A 24,921-nucleotide genomic window follows, 5' to 3' on the forward strand; every position below is an offset into this window, starting at 1 on the left:
AATAATCCTGCAATCTGATTTGCAATTTTATCTTCTAAAATAGGCGTAGCTTCAGGAAGTTTAAGTCCTGTTTTCACAGCTTCTGCAAAAATAATAGTATTTTTTTCTATATATTTGCCTTCATAAGTTTGTTGTGTATTATTGATTTGATTTGAATTTAAATGTCCTACTTTATCACTGCGAACATTTCCGCCAAAGCTATTTAAAAAGCCTGAGCTTTGGGAATCTCTTACGCTAGCTTGTCCGCTAACATTACCACTAGAAGTTAAAACTTTACCATCAGCTTTTTGCTTGATATTAATATCTACTTGCATTTGCCAAATTGTATCTTCGGTAAGTTTTCCTAAAAGTCCTCCTACTAAAGCACCTGCAGCACCTGCAGCAACCATACCTCCTGCACCGCCGCCATTATAGCCACTAACTGCCACACCTGTAGCACCTCCTGCAACAGCACCGCCTACAGCATTATTTTCTTGTTTTTTATCACAATATAAAATATTGGTACTTAAAATATAATTTGCTTTATCAGGATCATCTATAACTTTATATCCTTTAGCTTCCAAAGCACTTCTTAATTTAGGTTCTAAATTTACATCATGTCCGCTTGTATTTTTGATATTTAAAAATACAATTCTTTTTTCCTTAGCCACAGGATCAAGAAAAATACTTTGACTCATTGTTGCATTAGTTTGTAAAGTAGTTGTTAAACAACCTGTGAGTAAACTAGCTGCCAAAACACTACTTAATGTGATTTTAAAAATTGATTTTTTCATGATTTCTCCTTAAAGTATAGAATTTTGTTTATTTTTGCGTTCTTGTTCTTCTTTTTTGATATAGTCTTTATAAAGTTTTTCAAATTGATTAGTTTTATAAGTTAAATACATCTCAAAACTTAAATGAGGTGATTCAAGTTCTATTTTACAATCTCCATCCTGTAATTTTACATAACGATTACCTACATAAGGTACTTCTTTTTTGATAATTTTATATTTTGAAAGCGAAGATAAAATATCATTAAAACGATCTTTATGAAATTTTAATTGCACTAGTGTTAATCTATTTTCTTTATCAAAAATAAAAAGAACTTTATCTTTTAAACCCTCAAGCTCAAAATCACTTGAACTTACTTCAATAATCTTACCCCCTGTGTAAATACTAGTACCAGCATTTGAAAAGTTCGGATATTTTTTTACAACTTCATCGAAATTAGCTTTACCAAGTTCTAAGCCAAAAGGCATGGGATTTGCAAATATAACAGTAGTGTAAAAAATGCAAAATAAAAATATTTTTTTCACAATTAACTCCTTTTTAAAAATGAAAAATCAATTATAAAGACTTAAAGCTTAACAAACACTTATAAGTGTTTGTTATTTTACACTTGCTTTTTTATCATTCTAAAAATAACAATTTAGGTATTCAAATTGGAACAAGAATTAGATATTTTTTTTAATAAAATTGTAGAAAAAGTTAAAAAAGAAAGAAAAAAGCGAAAAATATCTCAGCTAATGCTTGCTAGCATTTTAGGACATAAATCACCAAATTATATTGCAAAAATAGAAACTAGAAAACATGGAGCAAATTATAATCTTGCTCATCTTTATCAAATTTCTAAAGAATTTGGTATAGACATCAAAGACTTAATGCCTTAAATTTTTCCAACAATAATAGGATTAAAAGCTTTTACTGAAAGTATGAGAGTATCGCCTATTTTTATATCTTGATAAGCTTTTAAAAATTCCTCTTCACTAAGAGTAATTTTAATAATGTCTTGATTTAAAAGCAAGGTTAAAACCACTAAAATATCACTTTTTTTAATTTCTAACAAAGTTGCACTTAAACGCAATTTTGCACTAATACTTGAATGAGTAAAAAATTCATTTTTAGGAAAATCCTTAATGATTTTTCCATTCCTAAGCTCTAAAATTCTATGACTTAACTTATAAATTTCAGCTAAATCATGACTTACCAATAAAGTACTTATCTTAAAATACTCTAAAATTTTAGCCAATTCATCTTGTAAATTGGCGCGCATTTTAAAATCCAAAGCGCTCAAAGGCTCATCTAAAAGCAAAATTTTTGGTTCCCTTGCTAAAGCTCTTGCTAAAGCTACTCTTTGTGCTTGTCCTCCGCTTAAATGTTTAGGATAAATTTTAGCCAAATTTTCAAGATCCATTAAGGCTAGAAGTTCCATAACCTTTGCCTTAGAACTAGCGGCATAGGCGATATTTTCTTTTACATTCATATTTGGAAAAAGCGCATAATCTTGAAAAACAAAACCAATTTTTCTTTTTTGCAAAGCTAAACTAAAATTTTTTGAAGAATCAAACCAAAGTTCATTATCTACTTCTATACGTCCAAATTCAGGTTTTATAAGTCCTGCTATGATTTTTAAAAGAGTGGTTTTTCCTGCTCCGCTTTCGCCAAAAAGTGCAGTAATTTTTCCTGATTCTATATCTTTTTTAAAATTTAAATCCAGCCTTCCTTTGGCGGTATTCATAGGATGATTGATATCAATTTTTATCATTGAAAACTCATTTTTTTATTGACAAAATAAAGACTAAAAAGCACCAAAAAAGAAAAAATAAACAATATAAAAGCATATTGATGTGCCAAGCTATAGTTTAAGATTTCAAGTTCATCGTAAATAGCTATACTAGCTACTAAAGTTTCACCTTGTTTATGTCCTCCTATCATCATCACGACTCCAAATTCACCCACAGTATGGGCAAAACTCATCGCACAAGCACTAAAAATTCCTGCTTTAGAATTAGGTAAAATCACTCTAAAAAGAGTATAAATTTTACTTTTACCTAAACTATAAGAAGCATCGAGCAAATTTGGATTGATCGATGAAAAGGCACTTTGCAAAGGATTTACCATAAAAGGCAAAGAAAAAATCAAAGAAGCAAAAACAAGACCTTCAAAACTAAAAACCAAAGAAAGATTAAAATATTCTTTTAAAACTTGCCCTAAAAAACTATTAGCCGAAAAAGTTACAAGCAAATAAAATCCCAAAACACTAGGAGGTAAAATCAAAGGCAAAGAAATAAAGCTTTGAAGGATTGTTTTAAAAGGAAAACGCACAAAACTTAACAAATAAGCTAAAAATACACCAATAAAAAAAAGAATAAAAGTCGTGATAAAAGCAAGTTTAAAAGTAAGATAAAGGGTTTGTAAAAAAGCTGAATCAAGCACTATGACTCCTTAATACAATATCATTTGCTTTTACAAAGCAAAGCCATTCTTGATTTTCACAAAGTTCAAGTTCTAAGGCTTTTTCTTTGGTGATGATGCTAGAAAGCTCATTACCTTTAAAATCAAAAAATACCTGATACAAAAGTTCGCCTTTTTTAATTTTTGTAATTTTGGCCAAAAAAGAATTTTCAACACTTAAAAGAGTTTTACTTGTGCTAAAGCAAAGTTCATGTTCTTTAAAAAGAAGTTCTACACCCACACCAATTTTTAAATTTTCTAAAGATTTTAATTCAAGCATTAAAACACTAAAAATCACTTCTTTAGAAAGTATTTTAACAATAACTATATCCTCTTGATTTAAAAGCTCACAAATTTGTCCTTTTATAAGGTTCATGGTGTGCTAAATCCGTATTTTTTGAAAATTTCTTTTGCTTTTGAAGAGCCAATAAATTCGCTAAATTCAAAGGCTAATTTTTTATCCTTAGCGTATTTTGTGATAACATAACTTTGCTCTAAAGGGCTAAAATACTTTGCATCAATTATAACAGCCTTGCCCTTAGGATGATTGATAGAAGAAACTAAAGAATAAGCTACTATAGCTATATCTGCATTTTTACTATCTACATGTAAAACGGGCACTGAGATATTTTCACCTAAAACGATTTTATCCTTAAAAAGCTCATTTAAATCCAAATTTTCAAGCACTTCTTTAGCTGCTACTCCATAAGGAGCTACTTTAGGATTGGCTATGCTTAGATGCGTGATTTTACCCGCCTTTTCTTTTAAATTTTCAACACCTCCTTGGAGTAAATTTTCATCCAAGCTATATAAAGCCAAAACTCCCAAAACATAAACTTTTGGCTTTATTAAAGCATTTTCATCATCATAAATAGCCTTAGCATATTTAGTATCCGCTGAAAAAAAGAGATCAAATTCTCTTCCTTGTTTTAAAAGCTCATAATATTTTCCAGAAGCACCAAAAACCAATTCTATTTTATCTTCTGGATGTGTTTTCAAAAACTCATCTTTAACTTCACTCATCGCCTTTGAAGCTGAAGAAGCCACGAAAATGTTTAAATTTTGTGCATTTAAACACGAAACAAAAAACAAAATCCCAAAAAATACTATAAACTTTTTCATTTAGTTTTCCTTGTGTAAAAATTTAATTTTTGGATTATAACACAAAAAATTCATTTTATATCATTTTTGCATAAAATAAATACAGGATGATAAGTGAGTTTGTTTTGAAATTTTTCTTCAAATTCTTTTAAAAAACTTTTATTTAAAGGATAAAATCCTAAAGAATTTACACCGCTTAATTTTAAATGCCTAAAAACATCTAAAGCATTATCAAAGCTTAATTTTATGAGTTCTTGAGTAATTTTTACCTCATTAAAATAGACTTTAAAAATTTGCTCTAATTCATTTAAGCTAAAATAATTTAAACCAAAACCCGTGCTTTGCTTGATTTCTTTTAAATTTTGTTCTGCAAAAGTAGAAAGAAGTAAAATCCCATTTTGATTTAGCATATCCCTAAGACTTGGTAAAATGCGTTTTAAATCAAGCCATTGCAAAGTTGCATTTGAAACAATAAGATCAAATTTCTCTTTACTTAAATCTTGTTTTGCAATTTCGTTCATATCAAAAATTAAAATATTAGAATTTTCTTTAAAATCTAAAATATCGTTTTTTAAATATTCATCAAAAGTAATGAAATTTTGAAGTTTTTTGCTCAATTCACCTCTACCGCAACCAAATTCAAACACTTTTTCAAAATGTGAAATTTTTAAATCTTTTAAAATTTCACAAAGTTTTAAACCCATAAAATCTTGCACTTTTGCATGTTTTTCATAATCTTTTGCTTTTAAAAAATTCAAATTTCATCCCAAGTTTTAAAATCAAAAAAAGCAAAATGCGGTTCATCTAAAAAAATAAGTTTTGAAAAAGCATTTTTTAAAGTATTTGGTGGAAAAATTTTATCTTCTTTACTTGAATAAACCTTATCCCAAAGCAAATTTTCTTCTTGTTTTGTTAAAGCAAAGTCAAAAAGTTTTTCAAGTTCTATTTTTAAAGCTTTTTCATCTTTAAAAATAAAATCTTTGACTAAGCTTTTGCGTTCTTCAAATAAAACTTCTTTGAAATTTTCTAATTTAAAATTTTGCAGGGTTTTTTTAAAAATTGTAGGATGAATTCCTTTTGATTTATCTATACCTAAATTTGTGCCATTTATGGCTATTTTTTGTTTAAAATTAAGCTCTTTTAAAAGTCTATTTGCTACGCAAACCCCCATAGAAAAAGCGATTAAAAAAAGTTCATCAAAAGCTTTGAAATCAAAATTTAAATCAAAATTTTCATAATCATAAAATAAAATCACATTTTTATTGCTTTTTAAATGCGAAAAATGACTAGGATGTGAAGAAAATCCCCCAAATATCACTATAAGTTTTTTTGAATCAGGATTTTTACATAAAAATTCATATTTCATAAAAGCTCTATTATCCTTTCAAGTTCTTCTGTGTTAAGTCCTGCATGTAAGGAAAAACGAATTCTGGCTTTATTCTTTGGCACGGTAGGTTCTTTGATCGCAGGAGCAAAAAATCCAGCTTTTTGGAGTTTTTGTGAAATTTCTAAGGCTTTTTTATTTTCACCTAAAAGCAAGCAAATAATATAAGCATCGCCTAAAACAGTGTGATTTTTTTCTTGCAATTTACTTTTAAAAAAAGTACTTAAAAACTCTAATTTTTCTCTTTCTTTCTTAAAATAAGGCATTTTTTTAAAAATAAATTGCGTCCAAGCTACATTAATAGGTGGCAAGGCTGTAGAATAAATAAAAGCTCTAGCTTTGTTGATGAAAAATTTTTTATATTTTTCATCACATATTATACAAGCACCTATGGAAGCAATGGCTTTACCAAAGGTAAAAACCAAAAAATCCACTTCATTTTCCAAGGCTAGTTTTTTAACAAGCCCCAAACCTTCTTCATCAAAACAACCCACGCTGTGTGCTTCATCTATATAAAGCTTAATTTTATCATAACGTCTTTTAAGCTCACACAAAGTTTTAAAATCGCTAAAATCTCCATCCATACTAAACAAAGCTTCGCTTAAAACGATGATATTTTCATATTTATCATAATGTTTTTGGATTAAACTCTCTAAATGATTCATATCTTTATGATGAAAACGAAAAAAATCAGCTCCGCCAAGTCTTAAACCATCAATCATACTTGCATGAATAAATTTATCGGTTAAAAAAAGCGTCTTAGAAACGCTAGAAAGTGCTGCTATACAAGAGATATTTAGATGATAACCACTATTAAAATGTAAAATTTCCTTATCTTTAAATTTAGTCTTTAAAAAACTTTCTAATTCTTCATAAATTTCAAAATTTCCACTCAAACTTCTTGAACTCGAACTTGAAAAAAATAAATCTTGCTCTTTTAAGGTGTTCAAAAACTCAGCTTTTAACTCTTTAGAAGACGCCAAATAAAGATAATCATTTCCTGCTAAATTTAAAAGTTTTTGATCTTGCTTATAAACAAATTTATTTTCATGTTTTAAAGGCGTTAGAGTTCTTAGATTGTGATTTTGCTCTAGATCTTGCAAAATTTTTTCAAGCTTCATTTTTTTCCTGTAAATTTAAAAATTTAAAGTATTATTTTGCCAAAATATTTTTAAAAAAGAAGTTATGATGCAAAATCAAATCTTAAAAAATCTCGATTTAAAACACATTTGGCACCCTTGCACACAAATGAAAGATCACGAAACTTTACCTTTAATCCCTATAAAAACAGCAAAAGGCGTGTGGCTTTATGATTTTGATGATAAAGCTTATATGGATTGTGTGAGTTCTTGGTGGGTAAATCTTTTTGGTCATTGTAATGAAAAAATCGCAAATGCCATTAAAAAACAAGTTAATGAGCTTGAACATGTGATTTTAGCAGGTTTTACACATGAGCCTATCATCAAACTTTCGGCTAGACTTTGTGAAAAAGTGGGGCGTGATTTTAATAAATGTTTTTATGCAGATAATGGCTCAAGTGCCATTGAAGTAGCACTTAAAATGAGTTTTCATTATCATTTAAATAAAGGTTTGAAAAAAAATAAATTTTTATCCCTAAGCAATTCCTATCATGGTGAAACCTTAGGGGCTTTAAGCGTAGGCGATGTTGCGCTATATAAAGATACTTACAAAGCCTTGCTTTTAGAGTGTTTAAGCACTCCTGTGCCACAAGGTAAAGACTATACTAAAGAGCTTGAAATTTTAAAAGATATTTTAGAAAAACACTCGAGTGAAATTTGTGCTTTTATTCTTGAACCCTTGGTGCAATGTGCGGGAAATATGCACATGTATGAAGTTGGTTTTATCGATGAAGCGATCAAGCTTTGCCATGATTTTAATGTGCAAGTGATTTTTGATGAAATTGCAGTGGGTTTTGGACGCACAGGAACTTTGTTTGCCTTGCATCAATGCAAACAAAGCCCTGATTTTATCTGTCTTTCAAAGGGAATTACAGGAGGATTTATGCCTCTTTCTGTGGTGCTTACAAAGGATGAAATTTATAATGCCTTTTATGCACCTTATAGCGAGCAAAAAGCCTTTTTACATTCTCATAGTTATACAGGAAATACTCTAGCTTGTGCAGCGGCTAATGCGGTTTTAGATATCTTTGAAAATGAAAATATTTTAGAAAAAAATCAAATTTTAAGCGCCTTTATCCAACAAGAATTTTCAAAACTTAAAAAATTTGATTTTTTAGGAAATTTTAGAACTTGCGGAATGATTAGTGCTTTTGATATTTTAAGTTATAAATATGAACGCGTGGGGCTTTTTGTATTTCAAAAAGCCTTAGAAAAAGGTTTGCTTTTAAGACCTTTGGCAAATACGATTTATTTTATGCCTCCTTACATCATCACAAAAGAACAAATCGTTTATGTAGTAGAGAGTTTAGAGCAGATTTTTAAGGAATTTTAAGTTGTAAAATTTCTTGCATTTGTTCTTTAAAATCTTTATTTAAAATACTATTTTCATCAAAAAAATCAAGATTGATTATAGGAATTTTTGCATAATTTTTTATAAAATCATCTTGTAAGATATCTTTTTTACCCATCATCACAAGGGCTAAAATATTGATATTTCTTTGCTTTAAAGCTTCAATGCTAAGCAAGATATGATTAATACTTCCAAGATAGTATTTTGCTACTAAAATCGTAGGGTGTTTAAAAATATTCATAAAATCAATCATAGTGTAATTTTCATCCATAGGAGAAAAAAGCCCACCCGCAAGCTCAATAAGTAGGTTTTTGCTTTTTGGTAAAATGATATCTAAGGCTTTATAATCAAGCTTTTCTTTGATTTTTCCAAGATGAGGAGAAGCTGGAGTTTGCAAAAAAATACCTTCTTTAAAAATCTTTGTTTTTGGGCTAAATTTTGCAATAAAATCGCTATCTGTTGGAGTTCCTGCTTGAATGAGTTTAAAATAGTCATAGTTAAAATTCGCGCAAAAAGCTGCACTAAAATGTGTTTTTCCTACATCAGTATGTATTCCACTCACATAAATTTGCACAAAAAATCCTTAAGAAAGAAATTTTAAACCTACTGTACAAGCAATAATCACAGCGATTAAAAAAAGTTTTAAAAAACTTTTACTTTCTTTATAAAAAAGTACTCCTATCATTACCCCACCAGCAGTTCCAGCTCCTGTCCATATAGCATAAGCAACACTCATAGCGATATTTTGCATACTTAAGCTTAAAAAAGTAAAAGAAAATCCAAAACACACAATCAAAGCCAAAAGGTAAAGCTTGTTTTTAGTGCTTACAAGTTCTTTCATGATCACCACACCAAAAATTTCACAAGCAGTAGCTAAAAACAAATAAAACCATTCCATAACTAAGCTTCCTTGCTTACCCATTTAAGGGCTATAATGCTTAAAAGTAAAATCGCTATAAGCACAAGTTTAACTATAGAAACAGCCTCGTTAAAAATAAACATTTCATTTAAAACCACCCCAACAGTGCCAATGCCTACAAAAACACTATAAGTAATACTTACTTCAAGTCTTTCACAAGCTTTTAAAAAGCAAGTAAAAGAAATACAAACCCCAATGGCTGTTAAAATATAGTGCCAAATTTCTGTAGAATACTTAAGTCCGCTTACCCAAAAGCATTCTATAATCCCACCTAAGATTATTAAAAACCAAGCTATATTGATATTGAATTTTTCATTCACATGAAGCCTTAAATTAACATAATTTATAAAACAAATTATATCTTAAAGAAATTAAAAGAAGCTATAAATTTACTTTTCCATAAGCCAAAATTAGATATAATCAAAGCTCATTTTTTAAGAAAGGACAAAAGATGTTAGAAGGTATCGTTAGAGAGAGTATCGGTAGAAAAGCTGCTAAAGCTTTAAAAAGAGATGGTTATCTAATCGCAAACATCTATGGAAAAGGATTAGAAAACATCAATGCCGCTTTTAAAGTAAATGAGTTTATTAAGGAAGTTCGTAAAAAAACTACTTTAATTTTTGATGTAAAAGTAGGTTCTCAAACTTTAAGCGTTGTAGTTGTGGATTATCAAAAAGATCCTGTAACTGCAGAACTTAAACATGTGGATTTAAAAGTTGCACAAAAAGGTGTGATTTCTAAATACATGGTTCCAGTTAAAATCACAGGAACAGCTATAGGTCTTAAAAATAAAGGTGTTTTAATCCAATCAAAAAGAAGATTAAAAGTAAAATGTGCAGCTGAAAATTTGCCAAATTTCTTCGAACTTGATGTAAGTAAGCTTGATGTGGGTGATGCTTTGCTTGTTCGTGATATTGTAGTTCCTGCGGGAGTAACTATGATTGATGCTGATAGAGTAGCGGTTGTAGGTGTAGAAAAAGCTAGATGATTTTAGTCGTAGGGCTTGGCAATATAGGCGTAGAGTATGAAAATACCCGTCATAATGTCGGTTTTATGCTAATTGACTTGCTTTTAAAAGAAAGCAATTTTACAAATCTTACAAACTCTAAATTTAAAGGAGAACTTTTTAAAATAGGTTCTTCTTTGCTTCTTCTTAAACCTAGTACTTATATGAATAATTCAGGACTTAGTGTAAAAGCAGTGAATGATTTTTATAAATGCGAAAGAATGATAGTTATCCATGATGATATAGATATAAATTTAGGAGCCTTGCGCTTTAAAAAAGGCGGTTCAAGTGGTGGACATAATGGGCTTAAAAGCATAGATACTTTATGTGGAAATGATTATGAAAGAGTGCGTATAGGAGTGGGAAAGGGTGAAAATGTGATTTCCCATGTTTTGGGCAAGTTTAAAGCCGAAGAAGAAATAACTTTAAGCAAAGTTTTAGAGCATACAAAAAAAGCTTTGCTTGAGCTTATTGAAAATGATGATTTGTCTGCTATATCATCTAAATACAGCCTAAAGGCTTAAGATGTGGATATTTTTTCGTTTTATTTCAGGGATTTATCTAAAAAATTTTTTTATCATATTTTTTTCTTTACTTGGTTTTTATTGCGGTATTGATTTGCTCTTAAATTTTAAAGATCTACCAAAAGCCGCAAATCTTGATTTGCTTTATGTTATGTTTTTATCTTTCTCGGCAGTGCCTTATGTATTACCCATTTCTTTGATTTTTGCCTTGGTAGTTTCTTTGATTTCTATGATCAGAGCAAATGAATTTGTAAGTCTTTATGCGTTAGGACTGAGCAGAAATTATGTTATTTTATTTCCTTTTTTATGGGCTTTATTTTTTTGTTGTGTTTATATAGGATTGAATTTTACTTCTTTTGCTTATGCAAATGATTATAAGAGAAATATTTTAAAAAATGGCACTATTATGAATCAAAGTGGAGAAGTGTTTTTGAAATTTAACAATAATTTTGTTTATATTTCAAAGATAAACAATGGACAAAATAGTGCTCAAAATATAAAAATTTTTAATATCAATGATTTAAATTTAAGTTCTTTTGTAAGTGCTAAAAATGCTCATTTTGAAGGTGAAAGTTGGATTTTGCGAGATGGTAATATTACATTATTACCTAAAAACTATGAACTTGCTAATGATGGTTTAAAAATACAAGATTTCTCCGAGCTTAAATCACTTGAGGGTTTTAAACCAAAGATTATAGAAGGGGTTGCTAGTAATAGTGATTATTCAATATCTGATGCACTTGAAAGTTTTGAGCTTTTTAAAGCACAAAATGTCAATACAGATGCTCTTAAAATCAATCTTTATAAATTTGTTTTTACTCCTTTTTTTGCACCATTTTTAATGCTTATTATGTATTATTTTTTTCCTGTAATAGCAAGATTTTTTAATCTTGCTTTTATAGCTTTTGTAGCTTTTGTAGTGACTTTGATGATTTGGGGAGTCTTGTTTTTGCTTACTAGATTAAGCGAAAATAGTGTGATTGCAAGTGAAATTGGCATTGTAGTGCCTATTATAATTTTGGGTTGTTTAAGTGCTTATATGTATTATAAGCATCGATAAATTAAGCTTTGTGTAGTAAAATTATAAAAATTAAAGGTTAAATATGGATTATAAACAATTAAAGCAAGAATTTAATACTCCTTTTTATATTTACAATTTTGATTTCATAAAAGAGCGTCTTTTAAATCTCAAAGAGGCTTTTAAGGCTAGAAAATCTCAAATTTTTTACGCCGTAAAAGCCAATTCAAATTTAAGTTTGTTGCAAATGCTTGCAAATTTAGATAGTGGATTTGATTGTGTAAGTATAGGCGAGGTAAAGCGTGCCTTAAAAGCAGGAGCAAAAGCTTATAAGATTATTTTTAGTGGAGTAGGAAAAACCAAAGAAGAGTTAAGACAAGCTTTAGAATATGATATTTTATATATTAACCTTGAAAGTGAAGCTGAAATGATGCTTTTAGAAAGTGTGGCTAAAGAACTTAATCTAAAGGCAAGAATCAGTATTCGTGTTAATCCAAATGTTGATGCAAAAACTCATCCTTATATTTCTACAGGATTAAATGAAAATAAATTTGGTGTTGAAATTGATATAGCAAGAAAAATGTATCTTTATGCAAAAAATTCATCTTTTTTAGAGCCTGTTGGAGTGCATTTTCATATAGGTTCGCAACTTTTAGATATTTCTCCTATTCATGAAGCAGCAGCCATTGTCGCAAAACTTGTAAGAGAGTTAAAAGCCTTGCAAATCGATCTTAAATTTTTTGATATAGGCGGTGGCTTGGGTGTGGCTTATGAAAAAGATGAGTGTGAAGTTGATCTTTATAATTATGCACAAGGTATATTAGCACAACTTCATGGGCTTGATTTAACTATAGGAATGGAGCCTGGAAGGTATTTAGTTGCTAAAAGTGGAGAATTTGTTTGTTCGGTGCTTTATGAAAAACAAAATAAAACCAAGCGTTTTGTTGTAGTAGATGGAGCGATGAATGATCTTATACGCCCAAGTTTATACGAGGCTTATCATGAAATAATCTTACCTTATAATCAAGCTCAAGAGAGTTTATGTGATGTTGTGGGCGGAATTTGTGAGAGTGGAGACTTTTTTGCTAAAGCAAGGTCTTTACCCAGCACTCAAAGTGGTGATATAATGGTTATTAAAAATACTGGAGCTTATGGTTTTAGCATGAGTAGTAATTACAATACTCGTAATAAAGTTTGCGAATTAGCCCTCGAAGAAGGACAGGTAAGATTGATTCGTCAAAGAGAAAATTTTGAAGATCAAATCGCTTTAGAAGAGAAATTTTTAAAGGCTTAAAATGTTTTTTTTGGATGTTCAAGGGACTTTAATTTCTGATCATGATAAGAGTTTAATCCATGGCGCTAAAGAATTGATCGATTTTTTAAATGCAAAAAATCTTCCTTATGTTATTATTACTAACAATACAAAAAAACTTGATTTTTTAGAAAAATTACAGCAAAAAGGATTGGCTATAAAAGAAAATGCTTATATTGATCCTTTTAGCGTTTTAAAACACCTTTTAAAACCTTGTAAAGTTGCGGCTTTTGGTGCAGATGAGTTTGTAAAAAGTCTTGAAAATCTTGGTTTTGAGCTCGATTTTGTAAATCCTAGTGCTGTGCTTGTAGCTAGTTATGATGATTTTAAATTTGTAGATTTTGCTAGTATGATAGAATTTGCTAGAAGAGAAGTTAGGTTTATAGCTATGCACGAAACTAGCATTTATAAAAAAGATGGCAGGCCTTATCCTGGTGTAGGTAGCATTATGGCTATGCTTAAAAATGCTATTGATTTTAAATACGAGGTTGTGGGTAAGCCTAGCATTGCTTTTTATAAAGAAGCTTTAAATTTGATAAGAAGACAAAATTCAAAAATCGATTTTGAAGATATTAAAATCATTAGTGATGATTTTAGAGGAGATTTGCTTAAGGCAAAAGAACTCGGCATGAAAACCTTACTAGTTTTAAGCGGCAAAATAAGCGACACAAAAGGGCTTGATACGGATTTGCTTGATGGAGTTTATCCTAGTGTTTTTGAGTTTTTAAAGGAGCTAAAATGCTAAATTTAGAAGAATTTAGAAATAAAATCGATGCGGTTGATGATAAAATTTTAGAACTTTTAAACGAAAGAATGACTTATGTTAAAAGCATAGGCGAGCTTAAACAAAGTAGCGGGGGAAGTATTTATCGTCCTGAGCGCGAAAGAGCCATTATCAATCGTTTAAAAAATGCAAATTTAGGACTTTTAGATCAAAATGCCATAGAGGCAATTTATCAAGAAATTTTTGCAGTTTCAAGAAATTTAGAAATGCCTCAAACTATAGCTTATTTAGGGCCTGAAGGAACTTATACTCATCAAGCAGCAAGAAGTCGTTTTGGAGCGATGAGTCGTTATATAGCCTTGGCTAATATCGAAGATGTTTTTAAAGAGTTAAGCAACAAAGAAGCAAAATACGGTGTTGTGCCTATAGAAAATAATACCGAAGGTGCAGTAGGTATTACTTTAGATTGTCTAGGTAGGTATAATGAGCTTAAAATTTTTGGTGAAATTTATATGGATATTCATCATTCTTTTGTGGGAATTAATGAAAATTTAAAAGAAATCAAACGTATTTATTCGCATCCACAAGGTTATAATCAATGTCGTAAATTTTTAGAAAGTCATGAACTTAGTGCTATAGAATTTGTTCCTTCAAAATCTACAGCTAATGCGGCTTATCTAGCTTCGCAAGATAAATATGCAGCAGCAATTTGCTCTAAAATAGCGGCTAAGCTTTATAATGTGCCTGTGCTTTTTGATAAAATAGAAGATAATGCAGCCAATAAAACAAGATTTTTAATTTTAAGCGATATTAAAAATCCTAAAATGCCAAATTGTAAAACTTCTATTTTAGCACACACAGCACATAAACCTGGGGGGCTTAGCTTTTTATTAGAGCAGTTTAAAAAAGAAAATATCAATCTTACCAAGCTTGAATCTCGTCCTGTAAAATCAAAAGAATTTTTACACAGTTTTTATATAGATTTTGAAGGGCATATTGATGATGAAAATGTAAAAAAAGCTTTAAAAGATATACAAGAGATTGTTTGGCTTGGATCTTATTTATCAGGAGAGAAAGATGAAATTTAATGAATTTTTAAATCATTTAAGCAATTATGAACCCGGCAAAGATATAGAAGTTATTGCTAAAGAATATGGCGTTAAAGAAGTGATAAAATTAGCAAGTAATGAAAATCCTTTTGGCACGCCACCAAAAGCTATAGAATGTTTAAGACAAAATGCAAACAAAGCCCATCTTTACCCTGATGATAGTATGATAGAACTTAAAAGCACATTGGCTCAAAAATACAAAGTTCAAAATGAAAATATTATTATCGGTGCAGGCAGTGATCAAGTGATTGAATTTGCTATACATGCTAAGTTAAATTCTAAAAATGCTTTTTTGCAAGCTGGAGTTACCTTTGCTATGTATGAAATTTACGCCAAACAATGCGGTGCAAAGTGCTATAAAACTCAAAGCATTACTCATAATTTAGATGAGTTTAAAAAGCTTTATGAAACGCACAAAGATGAAATTAAACTCATTTTCTTATGCTTGCCAAACAATCCTTTAGGCGAGTGTTTGGATGCAAGTGAAGTGACCAAATTTATTAAAGGTGTGGAGGAGGATTGTTTAGTTGTGATTGATGCAGCTTATAATGAATTTGCAAGTTTTAAAGATAGCAAAAAACATTTAGAACCTTGTGAATTGATTAAAGAATTTGACAATGTACTTTATTTGGGAACTTTTTCTAAGCTTTATGGATTAGGAGGCTTACGCATTGGTTATGGCATAGCTGATGCTAGTATTATTAGTGCATTTTACAAGCTTCGTGCGCCTTTTAATGTGAGCAATCTTGCTTTAAAAGCAGCAGTTGCAGCAATGGATGATGATGAATTTACTGAAAAAACTTTAGAGAATAATTTTTCTCAAATGGAGCTTTATAAAGAATTTGCTAAAAAACATAATATCAAAATCATTGATAGTTATACAAATTTCATCACTTATTTTTTTGATGAAAAAAATAGTACAGATTTGTCTGAAAAATTGCTTAAAAAGGGTATAATAATAAGAAATTTAAAAAGCTATGGTTTAAATGCTATACGCATTACTATAGGAACATCTTATGAAAATGAAAGATTTTTTACAGAATTTGATAAGATTTTAAGATAGATATAAATCAAATAAAAATATGTAAAATTCGCCAAACTAAGGGATGAGAATTAATGGATTTTAAAAATATGTTTCATCAAATTGGGCAACTTTATCAAAATTTAACTCGCAAGCAGCGTATAGTGATTGCTGCATCTATTGTAGTGGTGGTTGGGTTTTTGGTTTTTTTAGCTTTATTTCGCGGAAGTGGTAGTAATGCAAATAATGGATATGCAGTTTTAGTTGAAAATGTAAGCCCAAGTTCTTCTGCTGCAATTGTAGCTAAACTTGAACAAAATAATATTCCCTATAAATTAGAAAGTGAAAATAAAATTTTAGTTCCACAAGATCAGGTTTATCGTCAAAGAATGTTTATTGCAAGCGAAGGTCTTATAAAAGATAGTCGCGTGGGTTTTGAAGCTTTTGATACTCAAGCTTTTGGAGCTACAAATGAAGAACAAAAGGTAAAATACCAAAGAGCCATAGAAGGCGAACTTGCAAGAACTATTGAGACTTTAGAACCTATTCGTAGCGCTGTTGTACACATAGCATTTCCTAAAGATAGTGTTTTTACCGAAAGGCAAATTCCGCCTACAGCTTCAGTTGTTGTTAATGTTCGCGAAGGCTTAAAGCTTACTAGAAAACAAATTGATGGTATAAAAAATATTGTTTCAGCGGCAGTTCCAAAACTTACTAAAGAAAATGTTAAGATTAGTGATCAAAGTGGTGTGCCTTTAGATGAGCAAGAAGCATATGAAGATGATTTGGTTCGTGCGCAAATTAAATTTAAAAGTGATCAAGAAAAAGCTTTAGAAGATAAGATTATAGAAAATTTAGCTCCTTTTGCAGGTGGTATGGATAAAGTAAAAGTGAGTGTAAATATAGATTTTGATTTTTCCAAGCAAGAATCTCAAAGTGAAATTTATGATCCAAATCCTATAGTGCGTAGCGAGCAAACTTTAAACGAGGAAAGAACAGGTAGAAAAGATCCAGAAATTCAGGGTGTTCCAGGTGCTGTTTCTAATATAGGTCCTGTTGAAGGACTTGACAATAAGGGTCAAATTGACACTTATAAAAAAAATCAAGTTACTACAAATAATGAACTTTCTAAAACTATTACAAATACCAAAAAACAATTTGCAACAGTTTTACGCACTTCAGCAGCTGTTACTATAGATGGAAAATATCAAGATGTGGTTGATGAAAATGGGGATGTGAAAAGCGAATATGTTCCATTAACCAAAGAAGAGCTTGCAAGTGTTGAGAGTATAGTTAAAAATACTATTAATTTTAGTGCTACTAGAGGTGATAGTGTTGTAGTTCAAAATTTACCATTTCATCGTGAGTCGATTAGAGTTGAGAGTAAAGTTAAAACTTTTTATAATCGTTTTATTGAGCCGTTTATTCCACCGGTTAAGTATTTTATTGCAGCGATTTTACTTTTTATTTTTTACAAAAAAGTTATTACTCCATTTACTCAAAAAATGCTTGAAGATGTCGCAGCGCAAGAAGAAATGCAGCAAGGTCCAAATGCTGTTTTAGATGATGTTGAAGATACTTTGGAAAAAATGAATGCAGCAAGGAAAAAAGTTGAAGAACAACTTGGTTTCGGAGATAATTTCAATGAAGATTCTATCCAGTATGAGGTTTTGCTTGAAAAATTGCGTGGTTTGGTAAGTGATAAAAGCGAGGAAATTGCTGCACTTTTGCAAAATTTAATTCAAAACGATAGTGAATTCGGTGAAAAGGATATGTGATGATAAAGCTAAGTGAAGAACAAAAAATGGTCTATGATGATTTATCGATGCCTGAAAAGGTGGCGATATTTCTTATACAACTTGGCGAAGATGCAACAACTTCTGTGTTTTCACATATGGAAATTGATGTAATTACAGAAATTTCACGTTATATTGCTATGGCTAAAAATGTTGATAGATCCGTAGCTACTGCAGTTTTAGAAGAATTTTACACTCTGCTTCAATCAAATCAATATATTAAAAGTGGTGGTTTGGAATATGCTAAAGAAATACTTTTTCGTACTTTTGGGCCAGAGATTGCAAATAAAATTCTTGAAAAACTCACTAAAAGTATGGAGAATAATCAAAATTTTGCTTATTTGGCGCAAATTAAACCACAGCAACTTGCAGACTTTATTACTAAAGAGCACCCACAAACCATCGCTCTTATTTTGGCACATATGGATTCTATTCATGCGGCAGAAACTTTAGAGTATTTTAGTGATGAATTAAGGGCTGAGGTGGTTATAAGAATGGCAAATCTTGGCGATATTTCTCCAAGTATTATTAAAAGAGTTTCTGCAGTGCTAGAAAGCAAGCTTGAAAGTCTTACCTCTTATAAGGTTGAAGTGGGCGGCCCAAGAGCAGTAGCAGAAGTGCTTAATCGTTTGGGTCAAAAAGCAAGCAAATCAACCATTACTTATATTGAACAAAGTGATGAACGCTTAGCAGAGACTATTAAAGAGCTTATGTTCACTTTCGATGATATACAAAAACTTAGTACTCAAGCTATAAGAGAAATTTTAAAAGTAGCTGATAAGCGTGATTTAATGATAGGTTTAAAAGGCGCAAGTGAAGAGTTAAAGCAAAAATTCTTAGCCAATATGTCTACGCGTGCAAGCGAAGCTTTTCTTGAAGAAATGGGTTTTTTGGGTGCTGTGCGTGTTAAAGATGTTGAAGATGCACAAAGAAAGGTTGTTGAAGTGGTGCAAAAACTTGCAGAACAAGGTCTTGTTCAAACAGGCGATGCGGATGAAATGATAGAGTAGGTGAGAGATGGTTAATCGTAGCAATGTAATTTCTGGTGGGGCTTCTGATCAGCATGTTGTTGAAGGATATCGTTTTAAAGTTATTTCAGAATTTGATAATCATACAGGTGAAAAAAAACATACTCAAACTCCAGATGAAGAAAATGCTAATATATCTTTAAATAATGAAAAATCAGTCGAAGAAAATCATGCTATTGCCCCTACGCAAGCTGTTATGGAAACTCAAATTCCAACATTTCAACCAAGTTTTGTTGAAGATTTGCTTAAAAAAACAGATGAAATGTCAAGCAATATTATTAAACTTCAAATGCAAATAGAAAGTCAAGAGAATGAATTTAATAACCGCTTAAATTCAGAACTTGAAAATGCTAAAGAAAAATTTGCCAAAGAAGGTTATGAGAAAGCAAAAGAAGAATTTCAAAAGGAATTGAGTGATTTTAAAGATAAGTATTTAAAAAGTATAGCCAAGCTCGATAATGCTTGTGAAAATCTTGAAAATTTTATAGAAAAAAACGAGAAAGAATTAGCAGATACTGCTATAGATATCGCTAAAGAAGTAATCTTAAAAGAACTTGAACTAAATTCAAGTAAGATAGCTTATGCTTTGGCTAAAGATTTAATCGGCGAGCTTAAGGGTGCTAGTGCAATTGAGCTTAAGGTTAATGCAGAGGATTATGAGTATTTAAAAGAGCAATTTGATCAGAATGCTCATATTAAAATAAGTCTTGATGATGCAATTAGCAAAGGAAGTGTTATTATTATAAGTGACGCAGGCAATATAGAATCCAATCTTAACTCTCGTCTAACTAAAATTAAAAAAATGGTGAATAATGAGTAAAAAATTTGCCCATACTCAAGAAGAGTTAGAAAAGCTAAGTTTAAAAGAATTAGAAAATTTAGCAGCATCTATGCGTGAAAAAATCATACAAGTTGTGAGTAAAAATGGTGGGCATTTAAGTTCAAATTTGGGTGCTGTAGAACTTAGTATAGCAATGCATTTGGTTTTTGATGCAAAAAAAGATCCTTTTATTTTTGATGTGTCACATCAGTCTTATACACACAAGCTTTTAAGCGGAAAAGAAGAAATATTTGATACTTTAAGACAAATCAATGGTTTAAGTGGTTATACAAAACCTAGCGAGGGAGATTATTTTGTAGCAGGGCATTCTAGCACTTCTATTTCTTTGGCAGTAGGTGCTTGTAAGGCCATTGCTTTAAAGGGTGAAAAGCGTATTCCTGTTGCTTTGATTGGAGATGGTGCTTTAAGTGCGGGTATGGCTTATGAGGCTTTAAATGAATTGGGTGATTCTAAATTTCCTTGTGTAATACTTTTGAATGATAATGAAATGAGTATTTCAAAACCAATTGGAGCAATTTCAAAGTATCTTTCTCAGGCTATGGCAACACAGTTTTATCAAAGTTTTAAAAAGCGTATTGCTAAAATGTTGGATATATTACCTGATAGTGCTACTTATATGGCTAAGCGTTTTGAAGAGAGTTTTAAACTTATTACTCCTGGGCTTTTGTTTGAAGAATTAGGGCTTGAATATATAGGGCCTATTGATGGACATAATTTAGGTGAAATTATTTCTGCATTAAAACAAGCAAAAGCTATGCAAAAGCCTTGTGTGATACATGCTCAAACCATAAAGGGTAAAGGCTATGCTTTAGCTGAAGGAAAACATGCTAAATGGCACGGGGTAGGAGCTTTTGATATAGATAGTGGAGAGAGTGTTAAAAAAAGTGATACTAAAAAATCTGCTACTGAAATTTTTTCTAAAAATTTGCTTGATTTAGCCTCAAAATATGAAAATATTGTTGGGGTTACGGCGGCTATGCCAAGTGGAACAGGTCTTGATAAGCTTATAGAAAAATATCCAAATCGTTTTTGGGATGTGGCTATTGCAGAACAGCATGCAGTAACTTCTATGGCTGCTATGGCAAAAGAAGGATTTAAACCTTTTATTGCAATATATAGCACCTTTTTGCAGCGTGCTTATGATCAAGTGATCCATGATTGTGCAATTATGAATTTAAATGTGGTTTTTGCTATGGATAGAGCAGGGATAGTAGGCGAAGATGGGGAGACACATCAAGGTGTTTTTGATCTTAGTTTTTTAGCTCCTTTGCCAAATTTCACTCTTTTAGCCCCAAGAGATGAGCAAATGATGCAAAATATAATGGAGTACGCTTATTTACATCAAGGACCTATTGCTTTTCGTTATCCTAGAGGGAGTTTTATTTTGGATAAAGAATTTAATCCTTGTGAGATAAAACTTGGTAAGGCACAATGGCTTGTAAAAAATAATAGTGAAATTGCTTTTTTGGGTTATGGACAAGGTGTGGCAAAAGCGTGGCAAGTTTTAAGAGCCTTGCAAGAAATGAATAATAATGCTAATTTGATCGATTTAATTTTTGCTAAACCTTTAGATGAAGAGCTTTTGCGTGAGCTTGCTAAAAAAAGTAAAATTTGGTTTATTTTTAGTGAAAATGTTAAAATTGGCGGTATAGAAAGTTTAATTAATAATTTTTTACAAAAATATGATTTGCATGTAAAAGTTATTAGCTTTGAATATGAAGACAAATTTATTGAACATGGAAAAACAAGTGAGGTGGAAAAAAATCTAGAAAAAGATGTCAATAGTTTGTTGACGAAAGTTTTAAAATTTTATCATTAAATAATAAAAAATATTATTTAATATAAACTTCTTTTAATAAAAATTTTATTATTATTTCCACTTAAAAAAGCAAGGAATAAATACAATGGAATTACTACAAATGCTTAAAAAACATGAGTTAAAAGCTACTCCGCAAAGACTATGTGTTTTAAAAATTTTAAAAAGACATGAGCATCCTAATATTGATGAATTATATGCAGAAATTAAAAAAGAATACCCTTCAATCTCTTTAGCGACGGTTTATAAAAATCTTAATACTTTACAAGAACAAGGTTTAGTTGTTGAAATCAATGTTTTAAATCAAAAAACTTGTTACGATATTTATGAAGAAGAACATATTCATGTAGTTTGCGCCAAATGTGGTGGTATAGAGGATTTAAGTTTTAAAGATGCTAAGCTTTATGAATATCAAGAGCATTTAGAAAAAAAGATAGGCAATCTCGTCAATCATCTGTCCGTTTGTGCTTATGTTGATAGTTGTAAAAAGTGTCATTAAGCAAAATAAGGTTAAAATAGCCCATATATTTTAAGGGTTATTTTAATGGTTTATGAAATTCAAAAAAACTTTTTACTATCTGATTGCACTCTTTTAGAGAATTTAAAAAAAGATAATATACCTTTTCGAAATTCTAAATTTGAAACTTTTTATACTCAAATAACTTCAAATCATAGTGTTAAATTTCAAAGTTTTTGCAATGAATTTTATAAAATTACAAAATTTAATAATTCAATTTTAGAACAGAATCAAGAAGAGAAAATTTCTAAAAAAAAATTTGAAAAAGCTCGAAAAAAGATTATAGGAAAGAGCATTAAAAAAGAACGCTTCGAATTTAAATTGTGTTCTTTAAAAAGTTATATTGATATTTATGAAGAGCCTAAAATTTGTATTTTAAAAATATTTTTTCCAACGTTGGATAGTTCCAATGAATTTAAAATCCCTAAAGATTTTAAAATTCAAAAAGAATTACATCATGATTTAAATTCTAAACATATCGTTTTATATGGTTTTGAATATCAAAAGTTTGATATAGAGAAATGTTTTAAAATTATAGAAAAAAATCAGAATTTTAGCTTGGATTTTCCAAATTATATTAATGCTTATGATGGATTTAGGATTTTTTTATTTTATTTATTTAAAAAATTAAAATTTTATTGGACTTTATCTTTAGAGAGAAAAGATAAGCAAAGTTTATGTGAATTTTTATTTTATTCAAGAAGTTTGTATATAGTTTTATCAAGCATGAATACTATTTTAGATAAAAATTTGAGTAATATTTTGGCTTTAAAGTTTAAAGATATAACGAAAAAAACTCAAGATATTTTAGCAAGTGAAAATTCAAATCAAGATTTATTACTATTTTTAAGCGATGAAAAAATCCAAGATTTGTTTAATGATTTTGATTTTTTCATAAAGGAAAATTCTTTTTATGAAGGCGATTGCAAAGATAGGTTTTTTAAACAACTTGTTGCGTTAGAACTTAGAAAAAAAATTATTTTATTTAGAAAAAATATACTAAAAAATTTTGATTTAGAGCTTTTTGAAAATAGTTTTTTTGAATTGGCAATATTTTTAGAATATTTTTATCGTTTTTTAGAGATAAAAAATTTAAACAAACTTTATGAAAAATATTGCAAAGATAGAGATAAAAATATTTTTTCGAAAATAATCAATAATAAAAATAAATTTTGCAAATTGCTTAAAAAATCAAGTAAAAATTTGAAAATTTACAAAGGATAAAAATGCAAAAACAAGAAAAAATTATAGAAATGTTTAATCAAATTGCACCTACTTATGATAAGGCGAATAGAATTTTAAGCTTTGGAGCTGATGTAGCGTGGCGCAAAAAAGCTTGTCAAAGAGTGATGAGTTTGTATTTAAAAAAAGATTTAAAAATCGCTGATATTGCCTGTGGCACAGGGGATATGATAGAGATTTGGCAAGAGAGTGCTTTAAAAATGGAAAAAAATATTTTAAATATTAAAGGTATTGATCCAAGTAGTGGCATGCTAAATGTTGCAAAAGAAAAATTTCCAAATGTCGAATTTATAGAAGCAGGGGCGCAAAATTTACCTTTAGAAAGTCAAAGTTTAGATATTTTAAGCATTAGTTATGGCATTCGCAATGTTGTAGAAAGACAAAAAGCCTTAAGTGAATTTGCTAGAGTACTTCAAAAAGATGGTATTTTGGTAGTTTTGGAATTTACAAAAAGAGAAAAGGGTGGATTTATAGCAGCTTGTAGAGATTTTTATCTTAAAAATATTTTACCAAGTATAGGTGGGATAATCAGTAAAAATAAAAGTGCTTATGAGTATTTGCCAAACTCTATTGAAGGATTTTTAAGTAAGGAAGAATTCATCTTAGAACTTAAAAATGCTGGTTTTGAAATGCTTGATTATAAAAGTTTTAGCTTTGGCGTGAGTTCAATGTTTATAGCAAAAAAACTATGACACCAACAGAATTAAATCTTAAAGCAAAGGCTTTATTAGAAACACATTTTGATGATATAGTTTTAAGTGGAGAAATTTCAAAAATTACTTTGCATGGTTCAGGGCATTGGTATTTTGATTTAAAAGATGAAAGATCAAGCATTGCTTGTGCTATGTTTAAAGGAGCTAATTTAAAAGTCGGGTTTAAACCAGCGGTGGGGGATTTTTTAGAGCTTTGTGGAAGTGTGAGTTTATATCCTGAAAGCGGTCGTTATCAATTTATCGCTACTAGTATGAAAAAAGCAGGTTTTGGGGATTTAGAAGCACAGTTTTTGGCTTTAAAAGAGCGTTTGCAAAAAGAAGGACTTTTTGATCCACGCTTTAAAAAATCTTTGCCAAAATTTCCTAAAAAAGTAGGCATTATCACTTCAAAAACTTCTGCTGCTTTGCAAGATATGTTAAAACTTATTCATCAAAAAGAATATTTTTTGGCAAAAATTTATATTTTTGATGCTTTAACTCAAGGAAATAATGCTCCTTTTTCTCTTATACAAGCTTTAAAAAAAGCCGATGATATGGATTTAGATGTTCTTATTATAGCACGTGGTGGAGGAAGCAGGGAAGATCTTTTTTGTTTTAATGATGAAAATTTAGCAAGAGAGATTTTTAAAGCAAAAACTCCTATCATTTCAGCCATAGGACATGAGATTGATTATGTTATTAGTGATTTTGTTGCAGATTTTAGAGCTCCAACGCCCTCAGCTGCTATAGATACTTTGTTTTATTCTAAGTTAGATATAGAGCAAAGTTTGGATTTAATGGAAGAAAAATTAATGCAACTTTGGAATCATAAAATACAAAATTATGAAAATTTGCTTTTAAATTTAAGCAAATTTTTCAAATTTAATTCTTTGCCAAAAATAATAGATGAAAAAATAAAACAAAGCCATAATATAGAAAAGCAATTAAATCATCTACTGGCAAATCAAATGCGTTATAATGAATTAAAATTAGATAAATTGCAAAATGCTTATTTGCAACATGAGAATTTTTTTAATAAAAGCAAAAAGTTTATTTGTATCAGAAAAAATGGTAAAATAGCAAATTTAGAAGATCTTAAGAGTGATGATATCGTTATTTTAAGTTCTCAAACTTCTCAAAAAGAAGCAAAAATTTTATAAGGATAAAT

General features: G+C 29.8%; 29 protein-coding genes. 17 read left to right on the plus strand and 12 right to left on the minus strand.

Features of this window, described 5'->3' with window-relative positions; translation table 11 throughout:
* Positions 1 to 773: complement resistance protein TraT (traT, locus tag AJ930_RS05675; protein WP_070274988.1), on the minus strand; the 773-nt coding region annotated here is incomplete at its 3' end.
* Positions 774 to 782: 9 nt separating this feature from the next.
* Positions 783 to 1,295 (minus strand): hypothetical protein, encoded by a 513-nt coding sequence (locus AJ930_RS05680; protein WP_002861080.1) that lies wholly within the window; start codon positions 1,293 to 1,295, stop codon positions 783 to 785.
* A 126-nt stretch (positions 1,296 to 1,421) separates the two neighbouring features.
* On the opposite strand from AJ930_RS05680, the gene AJ930_RS05685 reads away from it, so the two are divergent.
* Entirely contained in the window at positions 1,422 to 1,649 is a 228-nt protein-coding gene (locus tag AJ930_RS05685) for a helix-turn-helix domain-containing protein (RefSeq protein WP_002870726.1), read from the plus strand.
* Here AJ930_RS05685 and AJ930_RS05690 read toward each other — a convergent pair.
* Genes AJ930_RS05690 through AJ930_RS05720 form a run of 7 tightly spaced genes read right to left on the minus strand, consistent with a single transcriptional unit; the run spans position 1,646 to position 6,819 of the window.
* The gene (locus AJ930_RS05690) at positions 1,646 to 2,524 is read right to left on the minus strand and encodes a sulfate/molybdate ABC transporter ATP-binding protein (RefSeq protein WP_070243314.1); all 879 of its coding nucleotides are present in this window, start codon (positions 2,522 to 2,524) and stop codon (positions 1,646 to 1,648) included. The genes AJ930_RS05685 and AJ930_RS05690 overlap by 4 nt on opposite strands.
* Entirely contained in the window at positions 2,521 to 3,195 is a 675-nt protein-coding gene (gene modB, locus AJ930_RS05695) for a molybdate ABC transporter permease subunit (protein WP_070243313.1), read from the minus strand. Before modB ends, AJ930_RS05690 begins: the two co-directional genes overlap by 4 nt.
* A complete protein-coding gene (locus AJ930_RS05700; RefSeq protein WP_070274989.1) occupies positions 3,188 to 3,589 on the minus strand; it encodes a TOBE domain-containing protein in 402 nt (133 codons plus the stop codon). Before AJ930_RS05700 ends, modB begins: the two co-directional genes overlap by 8 nt.
* Positions 3,586 to 4,335, minus strand: coding sequence for a molybdate ABC transporter substrate-binding protein (modA, locus tag AJ930_RS05705; protein WP_070274990.1), 750 nt, complete (start codon positions 4,333 to 4,335; stop codon positions 3,586 to 3,588). The genes AJ930_RS05700 and modA overlap by 4 nt, the downstream gene beginning before the upstream one ends.
* A gap of 50 nt (positions 4,336 to 4,385) precedes the next feature.
* Complete coding sequence (bioC, locus tag AJ930_RS05710; protein WP_052834192.1) at positions 4,386 to 5,072, minus strand: malonyl-ACP O-methyltransferase BioC; 687 nt, start codon at positions 5,070 to 5,072, stop codon at positions 4,386 to 4,388.
* Positions 5,069 to 5,680 (minus strand): pimeloyl-ACP methyl esterase BioG family protein, encoded by a 612-nt coding sequence (locus AJ930_RS05715; protein WP_070274991.1) that lies wholly within the window; start codon positions 5,678 to 5,680, stop codon positions 5,069 to 5,071. Before AJ930_RS05715 ends, bioC begins: the two co-directional genes overlap by 4 nt.
* Entirely contained in the window at positions 5,677 to 6,819 is a 1,143-nt protein-coding gene (locus AJ930_RS05720; RefSeq protein ID WP_070274992.1) for an aminotransferase class I/II-fold pyridoxal phosphate-dependent enzyme, read from the minus strand. The genes AJ930_RS05715 and AJ930_RS05720 overlap by 4 nt, the downstream gene beginning before the upstream one ends.
* A 67-nt stretch (positions 6,820 to 6,886) precedes the next feature.
* On the opposite strand from AJ930_RS05720, the gene AJ930_RS05725 reads away from it, so the two are divergent.
* A complete protein-coding gene (locus AJ930_RS05725; RefSeq protein ID WP_070233672.1) occupies positions 6,887 to 8,170 on the plus strand; it encodes an adenosylmethionine--8-amino-7-oxononanoate transaminase in 1,284 nt (427 codons plus the stop codon).
* Here the strand turns inward: AJ930_RS05725 and AJ930_RS05730 are convergent.
* The 3 genes from AJ930_RS05730 to AJ930_RS05740 are packed head-to-tail and all read right to left on the minus strand — an operon-like array spanning position 8,157 to position 9,427.
* Positions 8,157 to 8,762, minus strand: coding sequence for a dethiobiotin synthase (locus tag AJ930_RS05730; protein ID WP_070233671.1), 606 nt, complete (start codon positions 8,760 to 8,762; stop codon positions 8,157 to 8,159). The two genes, AJ930_RS05725 and AJ930_RS05730, sit on opposite strands and share 14 nt — an antisense overlap.
* A gap of 9 nt (positions 8,763 to 8,771) precedes the next feature.
* A complete protein-coding gene (locus AJ930_RS05735) occupies positions 8,772 to 9,086 on the minus strand; it encodes a DMT family transporter (protein ID WP_002794052.1) in 315 nt (104 codons plus the stop codon).
* 2 nt (positions 9,087 to 9,088) lie between these two features.
* Positions 9,089 to 9,427 (minus strand): DMT family transporter, encoded by a 339-nt coding sequence (locus AJ930_RS05740; protein WP_002892867.1) that lies wholly within the window; start codon positions 9,425 to 9,427, stop codon positions 9,089 to 9,091.
* A gap of 131 nt (positions 9,428 to 9,558) precedes the next feature.
* On the opposite strand from AJ930_RS05740, the gene AJ930_RS05745 reads away from it, so the two are divergent.
* The 15 genes from AJ930_RS05745 (at position 9,559) to xseA (ending at position 24,913) form a co-directional block, all read left to right on the plus strand.
* A complete protein-coding gene (locus AJ930_RS05745; protein WP_002791314.1) occupies positions 9,559 to 10,095 on the plus strand; it encodes a 50S ribosomal protein L25/general stress protein Ctc in 537 nt (178 codons plus the stop codon).
* Positions 10,092 to 10,637: an aminoacyl-tRNA hydrolase gene (pth, locus tag AJ930_RS05750; RefSeq protein WP_002892865.1), complete on the plus strand. Its 546-nt coding sequence runs from the start codon at positions 10,092 to 10,094 to the stop codon at positions 10,635 to 10,637. Before AJ930_RS05745 ends, pth begins: the two co-directional genes overlap by 4 nt.
* Position 10,638: 1 nt before the next feature.
* Positions 10,639 to 11,697, plus strand: a complete 1,059-nt coding sequence (locus AJ930_RS05755) for an LptF/LptG family permease (protein WP_044780385.1) — start codon at positions 10,639 to 10,641, stop codon at positions 11,695 to 11,697.
* 43 nt (positions 11,698 to 11,740) lie between these two features.
* Positions 11,741 to 12,949 (plus strand): diaminopimelate decarboxylase, encoded by a 1,209-nt coding sequence (lysA, locus tag AJ930_RS05760; RefSeq protein ID WP_070274993.1) that lies wholly within the window; start codon positions 11,741 to 11,743, stop codon positions 12,947 to 12,949.
* 1 nt (position 12,950) lies between these two features.
* Positions 12,951 to 13,712, plus strand: coding sequence for an HAD-IIA family hydrolase (locus AJ930_RS05765; RefSeq protein WP_002861096.1), 762 nt, complete (start codon positions 12,951 to 12,953; stop codon positions 13,710 to 13,712).
* Complete coding sequence (pheA, locus tag AJ930_RS05770; protein WP_070239982.1) at positions 13,706 to 14,779, plus strand: prephenate dehydratase; 1,074 nt, start codon at positions 13,706 to 13,708, stop codon at positions 14,777 to 14,779. Before AJ930_RS05765 ends, pheA begins: the two co-directional genes overlap by 7 nt.
* The gene (gene hisC, locus AJ930_RS05775; protein ID WP_002922251.1) at positions 14,769 to 15,863 is read left to right on the plus strand and encodes a histidinol-phosphate transaminase; all 1,095 of its coding nucleotides are present in this window, start codon (positions 14,769 to 14,771) and stop codon (positions 15,861 to 15,863) included. Before pheA ends, hisC begins: the two co-directional genes overlap by 11 nt.
* Before the next feature lie 53 nt (positions 15,864 to 15,916).
* Positions 15,917 to 17,599, plus strand: coding sequence for a flagellar basal-body MS-ring/collar protein FliF (gene fliF, locus AJ930_RS05780; RefSeq protein ID WP_002861099.1), 1,683 nt, complete (start codon positions 15,917 to 15,919; stop codon positions 17,597 to 17,599).
* Positions 17,599 to 18,627 carry a flagellar motor switch protein FliG gene (gene fliG, locus AJ930_RS05785; protein ID WP_002854670.1) on the plus strand — a complete coding sequence of 343 codons (1,029 nt, stop codon included), beginning with the start codon at positions 17,599 to 17,601 and terminating at the stop codon, positions 18,625 to 18,627. The genes fliF and fliG overlap by 1 nt, the downstream gene beginning before the upstream one ends.
* 7 nt (positions 18,628 to 18,634) lie before the next feature.
* Positions 18,635 to 19,465 (plus strand): flagellar assembly protein FliH, encoded by an 831-nt coding sequence (gene fliH, locus AJ930_RS05790; protein WP_002922256.1) that lies wholly within the window; start codon positions 18,635 to 18,637, stop codon positions 19,463 to 19,465.
* Positions 19,458 to 21,305, plus strand: a complete 1,848-nt coding sequence (gene dxs, locus AJ930_RS05795) for a 1-deoxy-D-xylulose-5-phosphate synthase (RefSeq protein ID WP_044780390.1) — start codon at positions 19,458 to 19,460, stop codon at positions 21,303 to 21,305. Before fliH ends, dxs begins: the two co-directional genes overlap by 8 nt.
* A gap of 85 nt (positions 21,306 to 21,390) precedes the next feature.
* Positions 21,391 to 21,801 (plus strand): peroxide-responsive transcriptional repressor PerR, encoded by a 411-nt coding sequence (perR, locus tag AJ930_RS05800; RefSeq protein WP_002861102.1) that lies wholly within the window; start codon positions 21,391 to 21,393, stop codon positions 21,799 to 21,801.
* 45 nt (positions 21,802 to 21,846) lie between these two features.
* A complete protein-coding gene (locus tag AJ930_RS05805; protein ID WP_002880500.1) occupies positions 21,847 to 23,043 on the plus strand; it encodes a hypothetical protein in 1,197 nt (398 codons plus the stop codon).
* A 2-nt stretch (positions 23,044 to 23,045) separates the two neighbouring features.
* Positions 23,046 to 23,753 (plus strand): bifunctional demethylmenaquinone methyltransferase/2-methoxy-6-polyprenyl-1,4-benzoquinol methylase UbiE, encoded by a 708-nt coding sequence (gene ubiE / locus AJ930_RS05810; protein WP_002872421.1) that lies wholly within the window; start codon positions 23,046 to 23,048, stop codon positions 23,751 to 23,753.
* A complete protein-coding gene (gene xseA, locus AJ930_RS05815) occupies positions 23,750 to 24,913 on the plus strand; it encodes an exodeoxyribonuclease VII large subunit (protein WP_044778464.1) in 1,164 nt (387 codons plus the stop codon). The genes ubiE and xseA overlap by 4 nt, the downstream gene beginning before the upstream one ends.
* Positions 24,914 to 24,921: the final 8 nt, after the last annotated feature.

Origin of the sequence: Campylobacter sp. BCW_6871 (assembly GCF_001762325.1) — a bacterium.
GTDB lineage: Bacteria > Campylobacterota > Campylobacteria > Campylobacterales > Campylobacteraceae > Campylobacter_D > Campylobacter_D jejuni.

Excerpts from the sequence above, each read along its gene's own strand:
- AJ930_RS05690 (WP_070243314.1), bottom strand. The coding sequence starts at position 2,524 with ATGATAAAAATTGATATCAATCATCCTATGAATACCGCCAAAGGAAGG.
- AJ930_RS05700 (WP_070274989.1), bottom strand. The coding sequence starts at position 3,589 with ATGAACCTTATAAAAGGACAAATTTGTGAGCTTTTAAATCAAGAGGAT.
- modA (WP_070274990.1), bottom strand. The coding sequence starts at position 4,335 with ATGAAAAAGTTTATAGTATTTTTTGGGATTTTGTTTTTTGTTTCGTGT.
- AJ930_RS05715 (WP_070274991.1), bottom strand. The coding sequence starts at position 5,680 with ATGAAATATGAATTTTTATGTAAAAATCCTGATTCAAAAAAACTTATA.
- AJ930_RS05720 (WP_070274992.1), bottom strand. The coding sequence starts at position 6,819 with ATGAAGCTTGAAAAAATTTTGCAAGATCTAGAGCAAAATCACAATCTA.
- AJ930_RS05725 (WP_070233672.1), top strand. The coding sequence starts at position 6,887 with ATGCAAAATCAAATCTTAAAAAATCTCGATTTAAAACACATTTGGCAC.
- AJ930_RS05735 (WP_002794052.1), bottom strand. The coding sequence starts at position 9,086 with ATGGAATGGTTTTATTTGTTTTTAGCTACTGCTTGTGAAATTTTTGGT.
- AJ930_RS05745 (WP_002791314.1), top strand. The coding sequence starts at position 9,559 with ATGTTAGAAGGTATCGTTAGAGAGAGTATCGGTAGAAAAGCTGCTAAA.
- pth (WP_002892865.1), top strand. The coding sequence starts at position 10,092 with ATGATTTTAGTCGTAGGGCTTGGCAATATAGGCGTAGAGTATGAAAAT.
- AJ930_RS05755 (WP_044780385.1), top strand. The coding sequence starts at position 10,639 with ATGTGGATATTTTTTCGTTTTATTTCAGGGATTTATCTAAAAAATTTT.
- lysA (WP_070274993.1), top strand. The coding sequence starts at position 11,741 with ATGGATTATAAACAATTAAAGCAAGAATTTAATACTCCTTTTTATATT.
- AJ930_RS05765 (WP_002861096.1), top strand. The coding sequence starts at position 12,951 with ATGTTTTTTTTGGATGTTCAAGGGACTTTAATTTCTGATCATGATAAG.
- pheA (WP_070239982.1), top strand. The coding sequence starts at position 13,706 with ATGCTAAATTTAGAAGAATTTAGAAATAAAATCGATGCGGTTGATGAT.
- hisC (WP_002922251.1), top strand. The coding sequence starts at position 14,769 with ATGAAATTTAATGAATTTTTAAATCATTTAAGCAATTATGAACCCGGC.
- fliF (WP_002861099.1), top strand. The coding sequence starts at position 15,917 with ATGGATTTTAAAAATATGTTTCATCAAATTGGGCAACTTTATCAAAAT.
- fliG (WP_002854670.1), top strand. The coding sequence starts at position 17,599 with ATGATAAAGCTAAGTGAAGAACAAAAAATGGTCTATGATGATTTATCG.
- fliH (WP_002922256.1), top strand. The coding sequence starts at position 18,635 with ATGGTTAATCGTAGCAATGTAATTTCTGGTGGGGCTTCTGATCAGCAT.
- dxs (WP_044780390.1), top strand. The coding sequence starts at position 19,458 with ATGAGTAAAAAATTTGCCCATACTCAAGAAGAGTTAGAAAAGCTAAGT.
- perR (WP_002861102.1), top strand. The coding sequence starts at position 21,391 with ATGGAATTACTACAAATGCTTAAAAAACATGAGTTAAAAGCTACTCCG.
- AJ930_RS05805 (WP_002880500.1), top strand. The coding sequence starts at position 21,847 with ATGGTTTATGAAATTCAAAAAAACTTTTTACTATCTGATTGCACTCTT.
- ubiE (WP_002872421.1), top strand. The coding sequence starts at position 23,046 with ATGCAAAAACAAGAAAAAATTATAGAAATGTTTAATCAAATTGCACCT.
- xseA (WP_044778464.1), top strand. The coding sequence starts at position 23,750 with ATGACACCAACAGAATTAAATCTTAAAGCAAAGGCTTTATTAGAAACA.